The 18,564-nt window shown below is 52.6% G+C and carries 22 protein-coding genes; all 22 read right to left on the bottom strand.

The genetic code is table 11. The annotated features are described in order from the left end of the window. Positions 1–30 precede the first annotated feature (30 nt). Positions 31–426, bottom strand: coding sequence for a hypothetical protein (locus tag AB3Y96_RS23295; RefSeq protein WP_367300423.1), 396 nt, complete (start codon positions 424–426; stop codon positions 31–33). A gap of 47 nt (positions 427–473) precedes the next feature. Then, positions 474–932, bottom strand: coding sequence for a hypothetical protein (locus tag AB3Y96_RS23290; RefSeq protein WP_367300422.1), 459 nt, complete (start codon positions 930–932; stop codon positions 474–476). A gap of 55 nt (positions 933–987) precedes the next feature. Continuing rightward, on the bottom strand, positions 988–1,386 hold the full coding sequence (locus tag AB3Y96_RS23285; RefSeq protein WP_046449680.1) for a DUF6750 family protein: 399 nt from the start codon (positions 1,384–1,386) through the stop codon (positions 988–990). A gap of 15 nt (positions 1,387–1,401) precedes the next feature. Continuing rightward, on the bottom strand, positions 1,402–1,932 hold the full coding sequence (gene traQ / locus AB3Y96_RS23280) for a conjugal transfer protein TraQ (RefSeq protein ID WP_046449679.1): 531 nt from the start codon (positions 1,930–1,932) through the stop codon (positions 1,402–1,404). Between the two features lie 9 nt (positions 1,933–1,941). Beyond that, positions 1,942–2,697, bottom strand: a complete 756-nt coding sequence (locus AB3Y96_RS23275; protein ID WP_064575594.1) for a hypothetical protein — start codon at positions 2,695–2,697, stop codon at positions 1,942–1,944. Next, positions 2,694–3,896 (bottom strand): conjugal transfer protein TraO, encoded by a 1,203-nt coding sequence (gene traO / locus AB3Y96_RS23270; RefSeq protein WP_367300421.1) that lies wholly within the window; start codon positions 3,894–3,896, stop codon positions 2,694–2,696. The genes AB3Y96_RS23275 and traO overlap by 4 nt, the downstream gene beginning before the upstream one ends. Then, the gene (locus tag AB3Y96_RS23265; RefSeq protein ID WP_166713677.1) at positions 3,896–4,933 is read right to left on the bottom strand and encodes a DotH/IcmK family type IV secretion protein; all 1,038 of its coding nucleotides are present in this window, start codon (positions 4,931–4,933) and stop codon (positions 3,896–3,898) included. The genes traO and AB3Y96_RS23265 overlap by 1 nt, the downstream gene beginning before the upstream one ends. After that, a complete protein-coding gene (locus tag AB3Y96_RS23260) occupies positions 4,930–5,607 on the bottom strand; it encodes a DotI/IcmL/TraM family protein (protein ID WP_115349499.1) in 678 nt (225 codons plus the stop codon). The genes AB3Y96_RS23265 and AB3Y96_RS23260 overlap by 4 nt, the downstream gene beginning before the upstream one ends. Positions 5,608–5,670: 63 nt before the next feature. Beyond that, positions 5,671–6,135 carry a hypothetical protein gene (locus AB3Y96_RS23255; protein ID WP_185923163.1) on the bottom strand — a complete coding sequence of 155 codons (465 nt, stop codon included), beginning with the start codon at positions 6,133–6,135 and terminating at the stop codon, positions 5,671–5,673. A gap of 12 nt (positions 6,136–6,147) precedes the next feature. Then, a complete protein-coding gene (locus AB3Y96_RS23250) occupies positions 6,148–9,570 on the bottom strand; it encodes a DUF5710 domain-containing protein (protein ID WP_367300420.1) in 3,423 nt (1,140 codons plus the stop codon). A gap of 11 nt (positions 9,571–9,581) precedes the next feature. Then, positions 9,582–9,848, bottom strand: coding sequence for an IcmT/TraK family protein (gene icmT, locus AB3Y96_RS23245; protein ID WP_064575607.1), 267 nt, complete (start codon positions 9,846–9,848; stop codon positions 9,582–9,584). Next, complete coding sequence (gene traJ, locus AB3Y96_RS23240) at positions 9,838–11,040, bottom strand: plasmid transfer ATPase TraJ (RefSeq protein WP_367300419.1); 1,203 nt, start codon at positions 11,038–11,040, stop codon at positions 9,838–9,840. Before traJ ends, icmT begins: the two co-directional genes overlap by 11 nt. Beyond that, positions 11,004–11,828 (bottom strand): type IV secretory system conjugative DNA transfer family protein, encoded by an 825-nt coding sequence (locus AB3Y96_RS23235; RefSeq protein WP_367300418.1) that lies wholly within the window; start codon positions 11,826–11,828, stop codon positions 11,004–11,006. Before AB3Y96_RS23235 ends, traJ begins: the two co-directional genes overlap by 37 nt. Continuing rightward, on the bottom strand, positions 11,825–12,274 hold the full coding sequence (locus AB3Y96_RS23230) for a DotD/TraH family lipoprotein (RefSeq protein ID WP_064575613.1): 450 nt from the start codon (positions 12,272–12,274) through the stop codon (positions 11,825–11,827). The genes AB3Y96_RS23235 and AB3Y96_RS23230 overlap by 4 nt, the downstream gene beginning before the upstream one ends. Before the next feature lie 30 nt (positions 12,275–12,304). Continuing rightward, positions 12,305–13,675, bottom strand: coding sequence for a shufflon system plasmid conjugative transfer pilus tip adhesin PilV (gene pilV / locus AB3Y96_RS23225; RefSeq protein WP_064575614.1), 1,371 nt, complete (start codon positions 13,673–13,675; stop codon positions 12,305–12,307). After that, positions 13,672–14,055: a hypothetical protein gene (locus AB3Y96_RS23220; RefSeq protein WP_064575616.1), complete on the bottom strand. Its 384-nt coding sequence runs from the start codon at positions 14,053–14,055 to the stop codon at positions 13,672–13,674. The genes pilV and AB3Y96_RS23220 overlap by 4 nt, the downstream gene beginning before the upstream one ends. Next, on the bottom strand, positions 14,052–14,663 hold the full coding sequence (locus AB3Y96_RS23215) for a prepilin peptidase (protein WP_082919487.1): 612 nt from the start codon (positions 14,661–14,663) through the stop codon (positions 14,052–14,054). Before AB3Y96_RS23215 ends, AB3Y96_RS23220 begins: the two co-directional genes overlap by 4 nt. After that, on the bottom strand, positions 14,660–15,133 hold the full coding sequence (locus AB3Y96_RS23210) for a lytic transglycosylase domain-containing protein (protein WP_064575620.1): 474 nt from the start codon (positions 15,131–15,133) through the stop codon (positions 14,660–14,662). The genes AB3Y96_RS23215 and AB3Y96_RS23210 overlap by 4 nt, the downstream gene beginning before the upstream one ends. A gap of 15 nt (positions 15,134–15,148) precedes the next feature. Next, positions 15,149–15,745 (bottom strand): type 4 pilus major pilin, encoded by a 597-nt coding sequence (locus AB3Y96_RS23205; RefSeq protein ID WP_046449666.1) that lies wholly within the window; start codon positions 15,743–15,745, stop codon positions 15,149–15,151. 29 nt (positions 15,746–15,774) lie between these two features. Then, on the bottom strand, positions 15,775–16,890 hold the full coding sequence (locus AB3Y96_RS23200) for a type II secretion system F family protein (RefSeq protein WP_367300417.1): 1,116 nt from the start codon (positions 16,888–16,890) through the stop codon (positions 15,775–15,777). Then, the gene (locus AB3Y96_RS23195; protein WP_115349494.1) at positions 16,883–18,382 is read right to left on the bottom strand and encodes a GspE/PulE family protein; all 1,500 of its coding nucleotides are present in this window, start codon (positions 18,380–18,382) and stop codon (positions 16,883–16,885) included. Before AB3Y96_RS23195 ends, AB3Y96_RS23200 begins: the two co-directional genes overlap by 8 nt. Then, entirely contained in the window at positions 18,379–18,564 is a 186-nt protein-coding gene (locus tag AB3Y96_RS23190; RefSeq protein WP_115349493.1) for a hypothetical protein, read from the bottom strand. The genes AB3Y96_RS23195 and AB3Y96_RS23190 overlap by 4 nt, the downstream gene beginning before the upstream one ends.

Below are 18,564 nucleotides of genomic sequence, written 5' to 3'. Positions count from 1 at the left end.
TCTTTGGCGTAGTGAATGGAAAATGAATGCTTAAGAAACGATGGCTTTTAAAGCTAAGGAGATGAGGGTGATGAATAGCATTGTTAAAAGGTAGAAAATTATTGTTGCTCGGATAGGGCGATCATAATATGGAATGAATTTTATTTTTGTCGATAATAGCGCCAGTGATTTAAGGCCAATGTTTGCGCATTGGGTAGATATGAGTAATATCAATAAGCCAAAAACACACACTTCTTTAAAACTTAATTCATACGGTATTGCCTCTTGGTAAAAAAACAGGTAGGTAAGAATAAATAATGGAATGTAAATTAAAAATAAAACGCCGACTAAAATGACTGATTTTATAAGCGGTATTTTCACCCTTGGGTCGGTATCGCCAATAAACCATTTCCAAAATATTGAATATCTATTGGGTAGGTGGCGCACGATAACTCCTTATTTAAAATATTTAACGAAACTTCATTTTTGTGTGATTAAGATGCTATTGGCATGGGGATTATCTCGCGAGCTCTTAGTATTGATTCCATTAATAAAGGTACAAAGCATTCTGTGAATACATATATAAACAAAACCCCCAATGTATAAAAAACAAGGGTTGCTATAAACGGGTGTTTTTTGTAGGCATCATGAGGTATGCAGGGCAGTTTCGCTGAAAGCAATTTAATCACCACTGTACTAAATAACACCCCACTGATTGACATAACAAGCATTGCGCCCCACACAGTTACAAGGGGGTGTTCTCCAAACTGATTGTTTGTCGGGAATGGATTTAGTAGAAAAATCACATAAGCGAGTAGCGGTAATGCGTATAGCACAATCCATATCATGCATAGCACAACCTCACTGTTCGACATCTTCCTGTGATCAAATAGATAGGTGTAATCAATAGTTTTACGCCAGATTGAAGAATAGGATTTTATGAAGTTATCCATTTCTATTCCTTTATTACTGATGAAACTCCCCGACAATGTCGGGGAGTTCTGTTCATTAAATTCCTACTGGGTTTAGCCCCATCTGTTTCTGACCACGACTGACAATCTGGCTCAGCGCTAATAAGAACAGGCCAATGCCAAACATCACGGCAATCTCCCACGGTTTGATTTGTGGGTTGTTCTTTTTCCAGCGCATCATCAGCAGTGCCAAAATGATGAAGATGATCCCAATCACGGGAGCCGCATCGAGTAGCGGCTGTTTAATGTCCGTGAAAAATCCCAGTCCGCTATTCACCATGCCACTCAGGTCATCGCCAGCGGCGTGGGCAGGTTGACTGGCCAGTGCGCTTAATAACAGCCCGCTTAACCACAGTGAAGTGCGGCGGCGAAGTTGATAAACGCGCAGGGAAAGTTCTACTGCAGACCACAGCATGATATTTTTCAACGTTTTCATAGTATTCCTTAATTATTACCAGTGAATATTGATTGTGTTTTGAATGGCGTTAAGCACCGCCGGATTGCAGATTAAAAGCACGCCGCAAACGAAGCGCTTGATACCTGATGTGATGTCATCACCGCGTGATAGCCCGGTGTGACCGTCTTTTTGAGACCGTCGCAGGCGCAACAGTCCATTGAGAACAAAAAACCATCCCACCGTCTGCAAGACGGTTAGGCCCGCATTGACCGCTTGGGCTGCGGGACCATAACGGGCCTCCGGTACATACGAGATGGCATCGTATGTCACGGCACCTAACGCAAACTGATTGGCGCCAGCATTAACAACGCTCTCAATGCTGATGATGCAACACCCGAGTAGTAGGACAGCGAGAAAGGTGCCAGCGGAGTCAGCTCGCTGACCGCGCCGAGTTCGTCCCGCCTGACCAGACAGATAAAGAATGATAAGGGCGATGCCACCGACGCCTGCGATGGCCAGAACCAGTTGCGTTGTGATAGCGGATAAACTGTTTGCCGCATTGGCCAACATCTGGACAAAGTCCATATCCTCTCCTTAACGAATGACGCCCGATGAGGTCACCACTTCACGTTTGCTTTCATCGATGCGTAAAACCGTCGCGCCGGCAAAGTGGTCACCGGGTCTTAATGCCCAGCTGCTGCCTTGCCACGTCACCCATGCCAGTCCGGGATACAGGCTGTTAATCTTCGCCTTATTTCCTGACCAGCGTGTTTTCGCTGACGTTTTAGTCGACGTTACTGGGGTTTTGGCCATCGATGCCGTTTGGGTCGGTGCCGCAATGACCGTGGGGGCCTGACGCGTCTTTTGTATCTCTGAGAGCTGTTGCTCAACGTGGTCAAGGCGGCGCGCTAATGCCGTTAATCCTTCACGCGTTTTCTCGCTGTAGACCTGTTGGGAATTTAACGCCCTCGAGACTTCCTCTGCGAGAGAGTCCGTGGGCGTCTCGGGCGGGGCTATTGTTGGCGTGTCTTGGTCTAATGCTGTCGGTTGAGAAGGGGACGGTGAAGATTCAGGTATGGGAGGTGGTGTTACTGCTACCGGACTCGTGGTTTCCACGGGCTGCGCTGCCGTGAATTGGGGTTGAGCTGGCGCTTGTGTGCTGCTCCCACTCATTTTCCAGGTTAACCCCAAAATAGCAAAAATCGCCAGTGCGGCGATTTGAACTTTGGGCTGGTCATATAACGGACGCTTTTTAGGCTTATCCGATGAGATAATGGGCGAGTCTGCCGTGAGCTCATCGTCGTCCAAGGGTTCGGGCGCGGTTAACTCGGGATCAAAGTGTGGTTTCATTTCGCGTTTTCTCCTACGGGCGCGGGTATGCAGTCTTTGTCAGTGACGGGTTTCATAAACAAGATAGAGACGACCTGACGACGATTAACATTGACCTGAGTGACGGGCAGACGAGAAGCGTCCTGCGACATGACTTGAGCCGTCTGTTGCCCGATACCGCCAGCAATCACGCCAGCGACGGCCTTTCCATCGGGTGATCCAGTTCGACCAGTCACGGTGCCGCTGTTGGTCGTCAGAATTTGTGTGTTGCTGTCCTCATACAGCTGTCCCACTTTGCCGATGCCGCTTGCAATGGCGGGTAAAACGATACGAGTGAAATAGCGATGATTAACATCACTGGCCACCGACGAACGCTGAGTTTCATCATCCAATGCATAGGCATCGATGGTGCAGGTCATCCCTTTAAAATCGAGCGTTTTAAAGTTCACGATGACGCCATCCCCTGCCAACTGAACGTTCTGTGCCGCCAGTACCGCCCCCGCTAACTGCCCCGCAGGTATGGTGGCCAACACTTTTGACTCGGGGTTATCTGAGTCAATCGCGGTGTCAATTGTGCCCGGATAACGTACCAGTCCGGGGATGCTGATGCGCGATACTGCGGGCGTTGTTGTTGATGTCGCGGTGGTTTGCACGGATGACGCAGCATCATGAGATGCCAGCCCAGGTACGCTCTGAGCCCACTGGCTGAAGGGCGATTGCCCGTCTCGGCCCTCACTGCCAAACGCGGTGGCCAACTGCATATCACTGGTGTGCCAGCGCGCGCTAAGCTGAGTCAGCAGGTTGTTGATTTGCTGCTTCTGCTCGTCGTTTAAACCGCCTTGCTGTCCGTTTTGGGATGGTGAGGTATCACTTTGGGTATTGAGCGCAACGGGTGTTGCGGGAACGTGAGGAACCAGCGGCGTCTCGTCTAGTCGTTGGCTTTCACTGAGTGAGGCCACAAAGCTATTACCGTCGCTTTCGGCCTCCTGAGCGCCTTGTTGGTTGGACAGTTTTAATAAGTCGCGATATTGACGGCTTTCCTGTGAGGTGACTGATGCATTGTTGGCCACACGGTTTAAGTTGTACTGTGACTCAGGAGTGGCTGACTGATGCATCCACCCCCATCCCAGATAGCCACCGGCGGCAACAACCATAATGCCTATCACCACCAAGCCGAGCGTTTTTTTGCCGTCGCTGGCTGCGTCCTTTTCGATCGCCATTATTGCAGCTCCAGAGTCAGTGGGACGTTGTGTCCCTGAACTGAGAAGGTGACATAGGGGGTCACCGGCATTTTCCAGACGTGCGTGCCGTCAGCGGAGGACAACGTACTATCAAACGCATCGCGCAACTCAGCGCGAGAGCGTAGATAAACATCATCGCCCAGCTGCCATGCCTGAACATCGGGCACGCCGCCCTGCGTTTTGATGCGCTGGGCTTCTTTCGGGGGAACACCGTCAAGAAATGCCTGCAGCGTGTTGTCGTATAGGCCCACTTTCTGGCGAGGTGCCGCCATTGGGCGTGCCGAAGGGCCAGACTGGGGTATTCGCAGATCTAGACGACTGTCGGTGGGCTGAGAGGCTTGGGTATTGCTGGGCTCACCGCTGGTCATACTGATAGAGATGGGCACCGCTAACCCTTTGAGATAGACCGTCACACTCCCGGTGTCATAGGCACGGCGTGCCTGAATGGCCATCGAGGGGGTGTCGGGCAGGTAATTCACCTGAAATCCTGCGGGATTGCCATTGACCGGCGGGGCGGCAATAGGCCAAGGCGCACCTGTCTGATCGGTAAAATTCACGACCCCCGGATAGTTGGGGAGCACTTGCACCATCGGTAGCGATGATCCCGGCTCGAGATTCACGGTCAATGAACGTATGCGTGGAACGGCGGTGACTGGCGCCATTCCGGTACTCCGTTGCACGCCATCAAGACCCGAGCGCAGCTGTTTAATGGCCTCAGCCGATAACGGCGTGGTGACGTTCTCAGCATACTGCAGAGCTGCATCGGGCGGCATCGGCGTCGGAATACTCGTGGCGGTCGTGTCTGCCACCGCCGCTGCGGGGGGCGTCGTCGGTGCCGTTGTAGGCGCGACTGGCGGTGTCGGTGCAACGGGCAGTGCTGCCGGCGCAGGCGGAACCGATACGGTCGGCGTGGTTGATAATGACTGTGCCGGTTGCCATTGCGGCGGCGGTGTGTCTGCGGCGATGACCGACGCACTGCTTAATAGACCCGCGATAATGAATAGGGTTTGTTTCATTGTGCCGATGCCTCCCTGGTGACCACTTGTATCACTTCCAATCCGTCTTTTTTCAACCGAGGATCGGCGCGCGTCACGAGCATGACGAGGGTGAAGTTTTGTGGTGGCAGTGATGATGTCTGTCCGGTGAGTCGGAATGTGACGGGATACTGCAACCGCCATGCGTAGGCACCGTTATCCAGCACACCTTTGCTGTTAACGACACCGGTTGAGGTCAGCACTGACAGGTTCATTTTTTTATCACGGACGTTGGCCAGAACGTTCGAGTTGACCAGTGCGTTGTAGTAACTGGTAAAGCCCGCCGTATTGAAACCGTCCTGACGGGCGTTGATTTGTTCGCGGTAATGGACAAAGTCGAGGGTGAAATCCTTGCGAATATGGCTAGCACCGTAATCGATAATATCGGCGTCGCTGTACACCGGTTCGTTGATAGTCGGAATAGGAATGATACGACCGTGGTCACTGGCGATAACGCTTTGTGGTGGATTTGCCGCTTTCCAAGCGAGATAGAAATTACTGAGTAACAAAATAACGATAGCGATGGATTGCCATACGTTGACTGACAGACTTTTTCGCGTGAAGGCCACATTCAGTTGCGCACTTTGATGCTGTGCCACCGCAGCCGAGTACGGTTGTTCAGCCGTCACCTTCGGTGCGACAGTTTTTTTATTCATAACACATTTCCATAGAGCGGTGTCCGCCTGAACACTCAGACGGACAGACGTTGGCAAGAGAAGTTACAGCGAGAAGGGGTAAGCCGTGCCCGCAGGCGGTGTGACGGACGTGGGGGCTGACTGTTTGTACTCGGTCCGTGGTGTGCTCCGTGTACCGACGGGAACGTTCGTGGTTGGGATATATCCTTGCCCTAAATCCCCCCACGGATCGATATTTCCGGGCAACAGCGATGACACCTTATCCCGTGCCGCTGAACAGATTTTATCTTTGATCTGGTCAAATATCTGACTGAAATCGGGGAACGTGGGCACTGTAATACTGGTGCTGATATCCCCGAGGCATTGGGAAAAGCCGCTGTTGGCCTGCTTTTCTCGCTGAGCCCAAGACTCTGCCGCTTTGCGGTCTTGCTCGTACCCCGCCTGAGCACCCGAAAGTGCCGCGTTTGCCGCCGCACAGCTGGCGGCATGTACTGCGGGCGCAGTAAGCACGGTAAACAGCAACAAGCCGGTGAGGGCCATCTGTTTCATGGGGAAGCTCCATTAGTGACCCGGACGTGGCATGGTCGGGGCGTGTCGGTGGGTGGATTCAGGTTCACGGCGGACTACTAACTGGTCAGGTGCCACCGGTGCACTGTCAAACCCCAGCTGCTGCTGTAGTGCCGCCGAGCGCTTTTCCGGCTCGGTGCCCTGTGCATATAAACGCTGTGGCTCATTATTGAGGCGAAAAACGTAGTCGTTAAAACTACCGGTTTCATTGTTAATGGGGTTGCCGTAACCCAACGGTTGCAGTCCGTCAGGGGTGATTTCATTCAGCGTCATATGCGGGCTTCCGTTGGCGTTTTTACACAGGCGTCCCAGCACGGGTTTATAACGATCCTCATGCAGCACAACCCCCTGAACAAAATCGCCGTGGGCTTTAACCAGTAATAATTTGAGCTGCCCTTCGGCATCCATCGATTGAAACAACGCTTTGCCTGCATCACGTGACGGAGAGGGAAGCGTTGGGCTATCAGGTTGCCTGTCGGGGGTTGGGACGCCTTTGCCATTGGGTTCCATCCACAATGCATCGGGAAGATTGGGCCAGTCAGGTAAGGCGACTTCGGCCTTTTTCGCCAACTCAGTCACTTCGGCCTGCAGGTCTTGATAGGTTTTCAGTGAGTACGCCAGCATCTCGCTTGGCGGCGTCATCTCACGGGTATTCGTGTTGACAATGGAAGGGTCAATGGCCTGTTTGGCTATCCAGTTATTGCGGTTGCGTTCTTCCTTGCGTGTGACGTCGTTACCGTTATCATCCAGCATCGGCTTCCCGTCCTTATCTTTCTGTTTGACCTCCACCATTACCGTGGTTTTTCCGGTCATCTGCAGCGTGACCAAGTCATTGTTTTTTAGTCCAGCATCAGCAATGGCGGCGCGCAATTCTGTCCCCCAGACGACACGCTCCCCTTCAGCGGTACGCAGACGGGCGTAATAGCTGTTGCTTTCTCCCTTCTTAAAGTTGTAGGGCGCAGGCCCATGTTTAAGCAACGTCCCCGTGAGTCCTGAAGACGCCTCATCATGACTGGCATTCATCGGGCCTGATGAAGGTGCTTTCTGCGGCAGAATATCCGCAGGAAGGTTATCTGCCGGCGTGTTTGGTGGTGCAGACGTTGGCACCGTCGATGAGGCAGGGGCAGATGTTGCGTTGCTCTGGCTCGGATGAACCAGAATTTCAGCTGCCTCACTGCCCAGTGGCGTTGGCTCATCAGGTAATGGGGGCTCTGAGCGTAATTTTTCTCGCGCTGCCTCGAGCATTTTTATTTGCTCATCGTTGGTGAGCTTGATCGGTAAATCGTATTCAGCAATCAGGTTTATCGCGCGCTGTTTAAACGCGGGACTGCCGGTGAGTTCGATGTTTCCCTGCAGGACCATATCCTGTTTGGCCACCAATAACGCGCCGAGGATCATGCGGTCGTTTTGACTCGCCTGCGGCGTGGCCATAATGATACGACCTTGCTGCATATAGCGTGTAAAGGCACGCTCGCCGTCAAGTAAATAGTGCTGAGTACCGCGCTCACTGCCCGCTTTGTGCAATAAAGCCCCTTCCAATGCGACGAGATCAATACGTTCTCGTGCCTGCTGACTTCTTTCAAACTTAATGCCGTCAGGTTCGATCTCCGGTGCCGCCTCATCTACCGGTGTGTCATTTTCGCCTGTCGGTGTCTGTGCTTTCTTACTTACTGGCTGTTTCTGTTCATCTTGGTGCGGCGTGACCGTCGATATTTCCTGCTCCTCGGTAGTCGGTGCCGACACCACGGGGGGAGATTCCTGAGTTAATAACGACGCAATTGATACGTGGTTCTCTTGTTCAACTGCCTCAGCGGTTTCAGGTGCTGCTGGTAAAACATCACTCTCGGTTGGAATAAGCGGCTCAGCGCTTGCACTCTCCTGCGAAACAGCGGTTGCCGTTGTCTGTTGCTGTGGGCTTTCAGGTGTTTTAACTGTGCTGGCGTTACCTTTGTCGTCGCCGGTGGCAGGCTGATCTATTTTCTTGGCTCTGCGTGTTTTTTTCGGTGGTGTGACCGTAGGCGTTTCAGGAGGCGAAACCGTCAGCTCTGGTGCTATTGGCGGCTCAGGCGTCGCCTGACCTCTGGCCATCCAGTCTTCATAGGCCTGCTGATTTTCTGCATCATATATCTGTTCGTTTTCGACGCCATTTACCTCTAGGTTTTCAACTTCATGCTGACCTACAGGTTCATTATTGACGCTCTCTGGTTCATTCATGGTAACAGTCTCAATCGGTTGTCGGGATGGCGGCGAGTCCGGTGTGGACTCGGGGAGCAAGCGTTGACGGTATGGGGCGAGCTCATCAATGAGCGCTGTGAGTCCGCGTGATTGATGGAGATCGTTAAAGTCAGTGAAGCCCTGTGCCTTTTCGGCGGGGGTCAATGCAGGCAGCACGGCAATCCCGCCAGTAAGCTCGGCGGCTTTCTCTGCCGCCTCTTTGCCGGGATTACCGGGACGTTTAGGCTTTGGTGGGTCATCATCCCCAAGAAACAGCATTGGGCTGTCGGGGTATTTTTGATGGAGCTGCTCAGCAACTTTGACCAGGTTTCCGGAATCGATGGTCATCACAACGGGCATTTTTAGCGCCATTGCGCCACTGGCGGCGGTGGCATATCCCTCAGCACAGACAATGGGTTTGCCATTTTTTAGCGAGCCACCGACGACAAAAAAATTGCCACTTTTCTCTGCGTCTTTGGTCAGCCGCTTATTACCGTCTGCGTCTATGGTCTGCATCGAGCGAATGACGCCGTCGATGTTTTGCAGGGGGATAAGCAATTTTTGCTTTTCGTCGATGTGTACGCCCTTTGCCACATCAACCCCTTTTTTCACCAAATAGGGATGCTTTTTGTCAGCTTGCTTATTCTTGCTATAGACGTAGCGCACATTGCTGGCTTTTTTATTCTGCAATACCCGTTTGGCTTCGGCACGGTCCCACTGGCTTTGTGCCGTCACCGCTTTGATATGCAGCGCCGCCGTAGGATCGGGCTCCTCACCGCTAAAGTACCAGGTGCTTTGGTTCTCGGTACCGCCATCCCTAAAATCGTTAAACCAGCCATTGGGTAGACCATCCAGATGTCCCACATAGGTACAGGATTTTTTACCGGGCTTGTCGTCGTTCATACGAATACGTTGCCTAGTACCGTCCATGACGAGCGGTTTAGACAGATCAGCTCCGTTTGCCCGTAAGAAATCGGCAAACTGAGTCTGCGCGTCCCCCGCGCTCACGCCGACAATCAACGGATCGGGTTTCCACGGCTGGAGTGCTTTCATATCTGCACCGGGGATGGCGTACCAAAGCTTACGTTCGTCATCAAAGCGCAGTGCCGGTTTGTTATCCTCCAGTTTGCCTGCAGCCACACGAGCCTCATCTTTCTCGCTGTGGGGTACCGCCAGATAAGTACGCGAATAGGGCGTATTCATCGTTATCTCCTTTAATCAAAGAATTTCCGATACCACCAAGGTCGGCCATTAAGTCGATGACCGCGAAGCAGGTGGAAGATACGTTGGCTAAGCACGGTTATCGTGAAGCCAAAATGTGCCAGAACGGCGTAAAAGACGATGAGCCCGACGCAGAAGATGAACATCTTTGTGGAGGGCCACTTAAACCAGAGAGCAAACACCAGCCATGCCAGCGCCGGAATACCAAAAATACATACCGGCGGTGAAGCATCACGGCCGGGGTGATAATCATTGGCCATGTTGTTGACTCCGTTGATTGAATTCATGAGTTCCGATATAGCTGCGCGCCGTCTCTTCGGTTACCGCCTCTTCCTGATACATTTTCCAAACATGATCGCTAATGCGCGCCTCCCGATGGGTTAGGTCGCGATTGAGCAACGTTGGCCATTGGGTGTAGTCGTGCTTGCGCAATGACTCACGCAGTTCATCATCAAACAGCACGTATTCTTGTACGGCGCGGCGCTTGCCATCGGTCGTTGGCACTAAACGCTGCATCACGATAAACCTCATCAACTCCAGCATGTCGTGGGCCAAGGGTTCGCGATTCTCTGCGGGAAGCATACGCACGCTACGTGAGAACGCATGACCCGGCGAAAACGCATGTTCGGTGCCTAAACAAAGATGGCCAGACAGCGCCGCACTCACCATGCCTTCAACCGTTTCACCGTCGCGAACTTCGCCAATACCGATAACGGTCGGTGCCTGTCGCATTGATAGCCTGAGTCCCTCAGCAAAACTCGGCACATCACGACCGACTTCACACTGCTGTGGCTGAAGCAACCAGTTAGGTCCCCCCAATAGACCCTCGACCGGATCTTCATAGGTGGTGACTTTACAATTGGGGTTGGTTTCACCGTGGTGTTGGTAAACGGAGGTCAGTACCGTGGTTTTTCCCGAACCGGTTGGACCGACAACGAGGCCAACACCTTCCACCGGAAGATTAGCGAGCGCCTGATACAGTGGGGCGGGAAGCCCTAGTGTGTTTAATCTTAGATGGTCGTTATTGATAATACGTAGGGTAACTGCCACGGCGGTGTTAATACCGCGTATGGTGGATTGAACGAAGTTGGCGCGAAATCGAATGCGCTCGCCGCGCTCAAGTCCGAACCGTTGCTGGCTGTCCCCTTCGAGTTGCAATGCAGCATCATCGCCTTTACCGCTTTGAATGCGCGCTTTAATGGTTGGGTTAAAGAGAAAATCAATGAGCATGAGTAGCGACGAGTGATCGAGCAAGAAGGATGAGGCTCGGATCAGTCGTCCATGTAAGCCGATGATGAGCGGTCCATTGGACTGCAAATGAATATCGGATACGCCGTTCCGATAGCAATGGACAAAGAAGGCTCGAAAGATATCCGGCGTTAATCCCTTGGAAAAATCAAATTTATCCACGTCTATCATGGTGTCGCCCTTGTTTGGATAACCGGTTTCCACTGCTTTTTATCCAGTTCAAAGCCGGCACGTTGTTTTAGGTCACGCACTTTGTCGCCGAGCATCAACTCTTCACGCGTACCGCTGACAGTCTGTTGCTGTTCGGTTACCACAGGCGGAGTCACCATCTTTTGTTTGACTAACAGCGAATAGCGCATCATGCCGGTGTAATCACGTGTCAGACGGTTGAAGTTAGCCGCCAGCGTGTCATCAGCGCTTTGTCTGCCTTCCTCCCAGCCCTTCTTAATGGCGTTTTGCCAGACATTGCGCTCTGCACGGTTGCGAGGGATCACCGTGTCGGTAGGCGATGATTTGACGGATAAACCAGCAAAGAGATATTGGCGCCAGCTCGGCGGATTACTGACAAAGCGCTCAGGCACCAGAATGTTGTAAACGTGATTGGCAGTACGCATCTGCTTGTCGGTAATGGTGGCCAGCGACGTCGCCTCGGCAATCACGGGAGGTAGCCAGCCTTGACGATTAATCAAGGGTGAAAACAGATACGTTGTATCGAGCTGGCTCGCACGTTGTTCTAATGACTGACGTAGCTCCCATGCCCGCTGAGCTTTGCCGCCGCGAAAGCCTTCGGTTTTCCCCGCCTCAGTCAGCATCTGGTAGACCGTGTCGTTGACACCATCATGGTCATCGGCTTCAGGACTGAGATAAGCCGACATCGAGGGCGGCGCAGGCATATCGGTAGGTGGCGTCGCCGTGGCCGCCATGACCTTATTGAGCGGGTAAATGAGCGTCAAAAGGATGACGCCCACCGCACGAATACGGGACTTTGTCATGACAGTTTCCCCTTAAGCGGCGGCATAAATCCGACTTCGAACGCGTCGGCCTGTTGCGTGACGGTCGCGCGCCAGCTGATTTGGGTTCGGATAAGGCGCAGAAGCGTTTCAAAACTGACGTCTCGCTCATGGATAGTGACGGGGAGCGGTAAGCGCACGCCGGAATAGCGCAGGGTAATGCCGCGTTGATGGGCTAACTGAGACAGCAGCTCAAGGGCATCACCATCCCAATCTACCGAAACGCGTTGTGAATTGGCCGTAATACGACCGGGGAGCAACCAACCCTCTTCAGTCAGTGTCAATGCAAGACGCTGTTGCTCTTGTTTGAAAGCGATTTGAGCGGGCGTGGGTGTCAGGATGGAAGACGTCGAGGTTGAAGCTGGGGCGTACTGGCAGCCAGACAGCAGGAATGGCACCAGTATCCCGATAAGGATAGGTCTTTTCATGAGCTTGCCTTAAATGAAGTAGAAGAGGGGTTAACCCGCTTTGACGATATAATTGAACGCGACGTTTTTAGGCCGGACTTCCTGTCCCTTCGAGCGATAATAGTGCTCCATTCCGCTGTGATGCCCCTTCAGTCTCCCGCCCGTATTCAAGAACATGTCACTTTGATCTGCTTGATAACTCAGCAGAGCACGTCTGGCATCGAAGCCACGTCCGTTATCCCAACCGCGAATGAACACACCGCGTAAGTCAGGTAGTACACAGCTCGGATAGACGCGCGCGAGTTGAGGGTTAGAACCACAGGCGAAGCTTTGGCCTGCCATAAGGAAATAGCCTGTCGGCGGCGTAGTCGACGGCCACGGGATAGGGCTGCCAATAGGATAACTGTCGCCGATTGAGCTCCACACGCGATCCTTACAGATAAGCGGTGCGCCCGCCGCATCATGGCTTATTGCGCCCGTGGCAGGACATGTCGAACCTATCAGGCTGACTTTATCGAGTTTTAAAATGCCGCCTGCCGATAAGTCTCCCTCTGAGCGAACTTGGCCGCCTCTGAGTTCCCCGCCGGTGTAAATACCCTTGTTGTTCAGGCTGCGAACCCAACTGCTATCGGACATATAAAACCCACCGCCGTGAGTTTCATTCATCCAACCTTTGCTACCTTGTGTGGTTATCCAACCCCCAGTGCTTTTGATATCACCGCTAAAGGTCGCGTTTTGACCCGATACCGTTCCTGCTTTATTTAAGTTATTACCATCCATGTCGATAGCCGTATGCATACGGTTAAAGTCGGGATGGCCGTTTACCGCGTAGCGATAAAGCCTGTCATTACCCTGACCGGATGTGCCCAGCAGGTCTGACGGAATGAAGGTGACCAGCGCGCCTTGCTTACTGCTCATGCCATAGTCCGCGAGACTCATTTTCCACCCACCGCCTGCCCCTATCGCCTGATTGTCAGGCCAGACATAGCCCCCCAGTCCGGAGATATTGCTGGAAATATGGCGCAGCGCGCCAAAATCCCACGGCGTTCCGCCGGTGGTCATCACAAAGGCCTGCAGCTGGCTGGCTATTTTTGGGTTGCTGACCACCGCAATAAGATAGTTTTGGTGGTGATCGTTAGCCCCCAATCCTGCGGGAAGATAGCCGCCGTTTTTGAGCGTAGTGATGTTGATATAAACAGGTTGTTTGGGCTTAACCTGAGTGGCGAGCGTATCGATATGGTCGCTGATGTAGCGGCGGGCAGCCAGCTGAACAGCATTAAATTGGCTGGCAGTGACGTCCCATGTTCGCTCTGATAGCTGCTGTGCAATCATCTTAACCCCTCGGGGAGCCGCCATCATCCCGAGCCCTAAAACCAGTGCGAGCGCTATCAGTTGCGCATTACCTTGGTTGATTCTTTTCATTTCGACCTCCCTGCTGAATAGAGTACAAGTTCGTTCTGACCCAAAAACCCATCATCAGGTAAGCATGCATTTTCGGCTTTACTGTGTGTTTTTGAACGCGCGAAACGTACACCATTGATGATGACGTTTATCTCTTTCAAAGGTGAGCTGGCTAGCTGGCCGATATATTCGCCACACAGACGTTGATGAACACTTTTGAACGTTAATATCGATTCATTGGTGTTGAGGTTGTAGATGCTTTCTACATGTAGGTTGTTCAAATTACTGAGTAGCTCATCTTTTTGAAGATTGAGTAGGTAATAATTAGCGATAGAGCCCACGCCAAGACCCAGCGTGAAGCCGACCAACAACACAAAGAGAGGCGGCGGTAAGTGCTTCATTTTGGGGTGAACTCCACAATAAAGAGGCCGGTCAGTAATGACAGGCACAAATAGGGGGCGAGCGGCTGTGGGCTTTTATTGAGACTCATCGGCAAAAGCATGAGCAAAAATGCGCCGCCACAGCTGTACAGTGCGGTCGCGGGAGAGAGCCACGCAAAAAGGCCTGCAATAAGATGAACATCCCCCAAGCCTAAAACTTCACGTCGGTGGTAGCGTTTGAGGCCCCACCATAGTGTTCCCATCAGACAGAACATGAGGGTGCTACCAAGGACAGCCGATAGCAGCGATAAGTCGTGCTCAATGGACAGTAACTGCGTGAGCAGACCAATACACCAGAAGGCGTTGGTGAAACGTAACGGCAGCCAGTGTCGAAAGGTATCGAGCCACAGCAGTGGAAGTAGGGCGGTGAACATGAGCAGCGCGGAGAATTTCTCCTGATAGGTGAGAAATAGGCCGAGCATCAAAAAGACCAGCGATACAGCGTCGGACAGCCGGTCGGGCAATGGGGGCGCGTCATGTTCACGCAAAAATGCGTTAACTTGCCTCCTTTGCAAATAGAGACAAAAACACAATAACGAGAGAGTGACTATTCCTGACAGCAGGCTCATCCAACCCCCCGTAACCGCTGGTAGATTGTGTATACTTGCCGCGCATAGCGCTGTCTGATGGGCGAATTTTTGTCCCTGAATCCTGCGTTATACGAGCCCAAACAATCCCACGTAATACCACAGACCTGAAAATGCCTCGCCAGCACCCAAGCGCCCGCCTGAACATTTAGGCAAGCATTGCTGAGTAGCTCTTGATGGCTGCTAATGATCCCCATCGATATGAGTCGGTTCGCGTTCGCATCATTGATTTGCATCAGCCCATAGTCGCGACTGGTTGCTTTTCCTTGTTTGTCTCGGTTAACGCCGACAGCTTTGGGATTCAGTGAGCTTTCTTGAATCGCAATGGCCCTCAGCAATAGGGGATCGATGTGATAACGCTGTCCCGCCTCAGTAAAACACCAGGCATGAGCCTGAGCCGTTAGACCCAGACTCAATACCAGCAGGAGGAGCGTATTGCGTAAGACAGCCATGCCTCCTCCTATCCCTTAGTTGTTGGTGGTGAATGCCAGCGTGTTTTGCCCGGTACTCCCGCTGTTAGCGGTGCACTGTTTACCTGCGTTAGCGGCAGATACGGTGCCGTTGTTTGCGGTGCCGTTAATCGACGTGGTGATAATGCTTGGGGCGCTGCTCATGGATGTGGCGAGCTGTGTACAGGCTTCATACGGAATACCGTTGTAAGTCAGCGTAAAGGCTGATTTTGCTGAACCGCTGCTGGTCGCAGGAGCCAGCGTGACGGTACCGCCAAAGGAATTTCTTAATGTGGCAGTGCCTGACGTTTTGTTGCCATCAATCTTCATTCCCCCGGGTGCGCCGCCAAACTGGATAAGCGTACCGGTCATATCCGCTGCGCCGCTGAAATCATAAATCCCGTCAGTTTTCAGTCGCGCTCGGGCGTTAGTGATAATGCTCGTCCCGTTGCTGTACTCGGCTTGGACGTTATTGGAATCAGAGATACCCGACCCAAATTTGATGACGCTGATGACCATAACTGCGACAACAGCGAGTGTGATGACCAGTGCCAATAAGTTGGCCTCGCCACGGTGAACAGACGCAGGGCATCGGGATAACGTGATGTTGTCCATAAAGGTTCCTTGTTTTTGATTGGATTAAGTTATGCGCCGGTGACAGCGCTGAGGTTTTGCGTTGAAACGGCGACGAGCGCCATATACAGGCCTGACAAAGCGTAAATAATCAGGTTTAACCACCCGGCCAGACTCTTGATGTTGGCCAGCGTTCGGACTAGCTGGTCGTGGGCAAAACTGTCGATGATGGTTTCCCCCCCGTCCCCTTGCGTGAGGAGTTTGAGGCGGTTGATCGCATCCTTGGAAGGAAACTGATAGCCAGTTTCATACAACGCGTGCCCCAGTGAACGACCGCTTTTCATCAGTCGGGTTGTCGCGTTGAGTCGCTGTCGTAGCCAGAGGGAGGCGTGTAGGCTCAATTGCAGTAAGGCGTCTTCCTCTTTTACCTGCGCGCGGGATAACGCGGCGAAATTGAGGAGAAATGTTGCCCCCTGAATTTCACGATAAATTGACCAAGGCGGGCATTTATCCATGAAGCGTCGGGCAGGGCCTGTCAGGTTACCCAAAGACCAGTAAGTCCATGCGGCGATAAAGAGGACCCCAATGAGCCACACGCTGAGGTGTTGACCAAATAAATCAGAAATGCTGGCCATCCACATCAGGCTTCCCTGCCATTGGTCTCGCGGCTGTAAGGTTTCCAGTTGCGGAACAAAGTTCCATGACATCATACAGGCCAGTGCTAACAGGCTAAAAAACAGCAGCAGCGGCTGGGTCAGCCGTTCGATGACCGTTGAGCGAATATCACGGACAGATAACACCAGCTGCTTAGCACGTCTGAGGGCGTCCGCTAATTGCTTTTCCTGTACGCCGGATTGAATGATGGCTGCTTCGTTGCGGGGTATCCAGTGGCGAAGTCCCTGATCCAGTGACTTGCCCTGCGTGAGCGATTGGGCGATATCCTCAAGGCAGTAGACACTGGCACCGGGGCGAAATGTTCCTTGTCGTCGATTGGCAGCCATGCCCTTGACGGCATCTTCGAGCTTGACGCTGTTATCGAGTAAAAAGGCTAAATCCTCATAAATCATTAAGCGATCGCTGGCATTAAAGGTCTTTCGTCCCAGCCAAATCTCAGCCTTTTCCCATCCTTTTTGTAATGGAGACAGCAGCTGCGCGAGCTGTTTCTGGATCGCATCGATATCAAACATTGACGGCCTCTTTCGGTAATAGCAGGCGTTTGTCTTCATCCAGTGGGCAGGTGAAGTGCGCACTGAGGGGATCGACCTGACCGGCGTTTAGATAATGCTGCAGGTGCGCGCGGCGAGTGATGCCCTGCATGTAATGTACCCAGTAACTGCGGGTTTGCAGTTTGCCGTGACGCTGGTACATGTCCATAAACATGGCATCGGGTCGGATGACTTCGGCAATAGCGCGGCGTCCAATCACGCCTTTCCAGCAATCAGGGCAACCGTCAGGATGACGGAATGCAATGTGCTGGGTATCGGTGTGTTCATCCAGCAGATCTTTTTGACTCGGATGCAAGGCGGGCAGCGCTTGGGTTTTCAGTCGCTCTGCATAAGTCAGTTTGCAACGTGGACAGAGCGCCTGCACCAATCGCTGTGACATCAGCCCCATCATGACCTGTGGATCAATGACCAATGAGGCGCTGACACCAAAGGTTTCAATCAAACGGTCGATAATACGGATAGCATCAGGAGTATGGACGGTACTTAGAACGATATGTCCCGTGAGTGCGGCGATAATACTGGCCATCGCCGAGTTACGGTCACGTTGCTCGCCGACCAAAATCGCATCCGGATCGAGTCGCATTCCGCTGGATAACGCACTGCTCCATGCTTGACTCACCGCGTCAGGCTTACTGCGGTCCGCTTTGATCCCGCACTGAACAGCGCCGGGTATTCCGCCTTCAACGGGGTCCTCAAAGGTTAAGAGATGTCGGGTGCCGTTGGTGAGTTCCATATACATACGGCACATCGTGCGCAGCGTCGTGGATTTCCCTGAACCGGTGGGACCGGAGATTAACAGCATCCCTTCGGGCGTCATCAGCATCTGTTCAAGTAGGGCAATCTGCGCAGGAAGAAAACCCAGCTCGGGCAGTGAGGGTGGATTGTCACCGTCATCGGGTATAAGGCGCATCACGGCTAACAGGCCAAACTCCGTGGGATAGTGCTCATAGCGCGCCCCAAACAGCCCCACCTGACGCAAAAACTCTTTACGCAGGCGCGCACTTTGAGGGCGGTTTGCGTGAAAACTCGGTTCCGCCTCGTCGCACATCGACTGAATGATGGTTGAAGCCAGCGTGTAACCTTCGTCCGGTTCAAGATGCCCGATCTCCCCGAGTTCACCGTGAATGCGAAACAGGATTCGGGTCAGTCCGTTTTCACCGATGCGATAATGAATATCAGAGGCGTGTTGTTTTAGCGCGTCACGGTAATACGCCAGTACACGGTTTTGTTCCTGAGAGTTATCAACGGCACCTTTGGCCATAGCAGCCTGCGCTTGCGGTCCACTTTGATACTCGCGAAGTTGCTGCAGAGAGCAGGTCTCGAGGATGAGTCCGGAGCCTTCGCGCAGCGTTCGCGCGACAACGCTCTGCACTTCGGGCAAGGCTGCATGGTCTGCCGACACGTAAAGTTTATCGTGTGTCTGCCACAGATAGCGTTCAGCTGACCCACTCATGATTTAACTCCGCTTAACGATGAGCATCCTTTACCGGTTGAACCCAAAATGATGGTTGCCCCTTCGGGCTTGAGCATCTTTTCAATGAGTCGATCTATCTCTTCAGCTGAAAAATCAGATGGATCGAGTTTGGGAGGGGTGTGCGTGTTCTGATAAGTACTATCGTCAACTGTATTTTTCAT

It is taken from the genome of Hafnia alvei, assembly GCF_964063325.1.
Taxonomy (GTDB): Bacteria; Pseudomonadota; Gammaproteobacteria; order Enterobacterales; family Enterobacteriaceae; genus Hafnia; species Hafnia alvei_B.
Note: the sequence above shows the minus strand (reverse complement) of the source record. Positions and strands in the feature narration are given on the sequence as shown.

Bases quoted from the DNA above. Each gene is read 5' to 3' on its own strand.
- AB3Y96_RS23215 (WP_082919487.1), bottom strand. From the start codon at position 14,663: ATGAGCCTGCTGTCAGGAATAGTCACTCTCTCGTTATTGTGTTTTTGT.
- icmT (WP_064575607.1), bottom strand. From the start codon at position 9,848: ATGGCCAATGATTATCACCCCGGCCGTGATGCTTCACCGCCGGTATGT.
- AB3Y96_RS23195 (WP_115349494.1), bottom strand. From the start codon at position 18,382: ATGAGTGGGTCAGCTGAACGCTATCTGTGGCAGACACACGATAAACTT.
- AB3Y96_RS23260 (WP_115349499.1), bottom strand. From the start codon at position 5,607: ATGAATAAAAAAACTGTCGCACCGAAGGTGACGGCTGAACAACCGTAC.
- AB3Y96_RS23275 (WP_064575594.1), bottom strand. From the start codon at position 2,697: ATGAAACCACACTTTGATCCCGAGTTAACCGCGCCCGAACCCTTGGAC.
- AB3Y96_RS23210 (WP_064575620.1), bottom strand. From the start codon at position 15,133: ATGGCTGTCTTACGCAATACGCTCCTCCTGCTGGTATTGAGTCTGGGT.
- AB3Y96_RS23205 (WP_046449666.1), bottom strand. From the start codon at position 15,745: ATGGACAACATCACGTTATCCCGATGCCCTGCGTCTGTTCACCGTGGC.
- AB3Y96_RS23265 (WP_166713677.1), bottom strand. From the start codon at position 4,933: ATGAAACAAACCCTATTCATTATCGCGGGTCTATTAAGCAGTGCGTCG.
- AB3Y96_RS23250 (WP_367300420.1), bottom strand. From the start codon at position 9,570: ATGAATACGCCCTATTCGCGTACTTATCTGGCGGTACCCCACAGCGAG.
- traO (WP_367300421.1), bottom strand. From the start codon at position 3,896: ATGGCGATCGAAAAGGACGCAGCCAGCGACGGCAAAAAAACGCTCGGC.
- traQ (WP_046449679.1), bottom strand. From the start codon at position 1,932: ATGGACTTTGTCCAGATGTTGGCCAATGCGGCAAACAGTTTATCCGCT.
- AB3Y96_RS23255 (WP_185923163.1), bottom strand. From the start codon at position 6,135: ATGAAACAGATGGCCCTCACCGGCTTGTTGCTGTTTACCGTGCTTACT.
- AB3Y96_RS23290 (WP_367300422.1), bottom strand. From the start codon at position 932: ATGGATAACTTCATAAAATCCTATTCTTCAATCTGGCGTAAAACTATT.
- AB3Y96_RS23190 (WP_115349493.1), bottom strand. From the start codon at position 18,564: ATGAAAAATACAGTTGACGATAGTACTTATCAGAACACGCACACCCCT.
- AB3Y96_RS23235 (WP_367300418.1), bottom strand. From the start codon at position 11,828: ATGACAAAGTCCCGTATTCGTGCGGTGGGCGTCATCCTTTTGACGCTC.
- AB3Y96_RS23200 (WP_367300417.1), bottom strand. From the start codon at position 16,890: ATGTTTGATATCGATGCGATCCAGAAACAGCTCGCGCAGCTGCTGTCT.
- AB3Y96_RS23220 (WP_064575616.1), bottom strand. From the start codon at position 14,055: ATGAAGCACTTACCGCCGCCTCTCTTTGTGTTGTTGGTCGGCTTCACG.
- pilV (WP_064575614.1), bottom strand. From the start codon at position 13,675: ATGAAAAGAATCAACCAAGGTAATGCGCAACTGATAGCGCTCGCACTG.
- AB3Y96_RS23230 (WP_064575613.1), bottom strand. From the start codon at position 12,274: ATGAAAAGACCTATCCTTATCGGGATACTGGTGCCATTCCTGCTGTCT.
- AB3Y96_RS23285 (WP_046449680.1), bottom strand. From the start codon at position 1,386: ATGAAAACGTTGAAAAATATCATGCTGTGGTCTGCAGTAGAACTTTCC.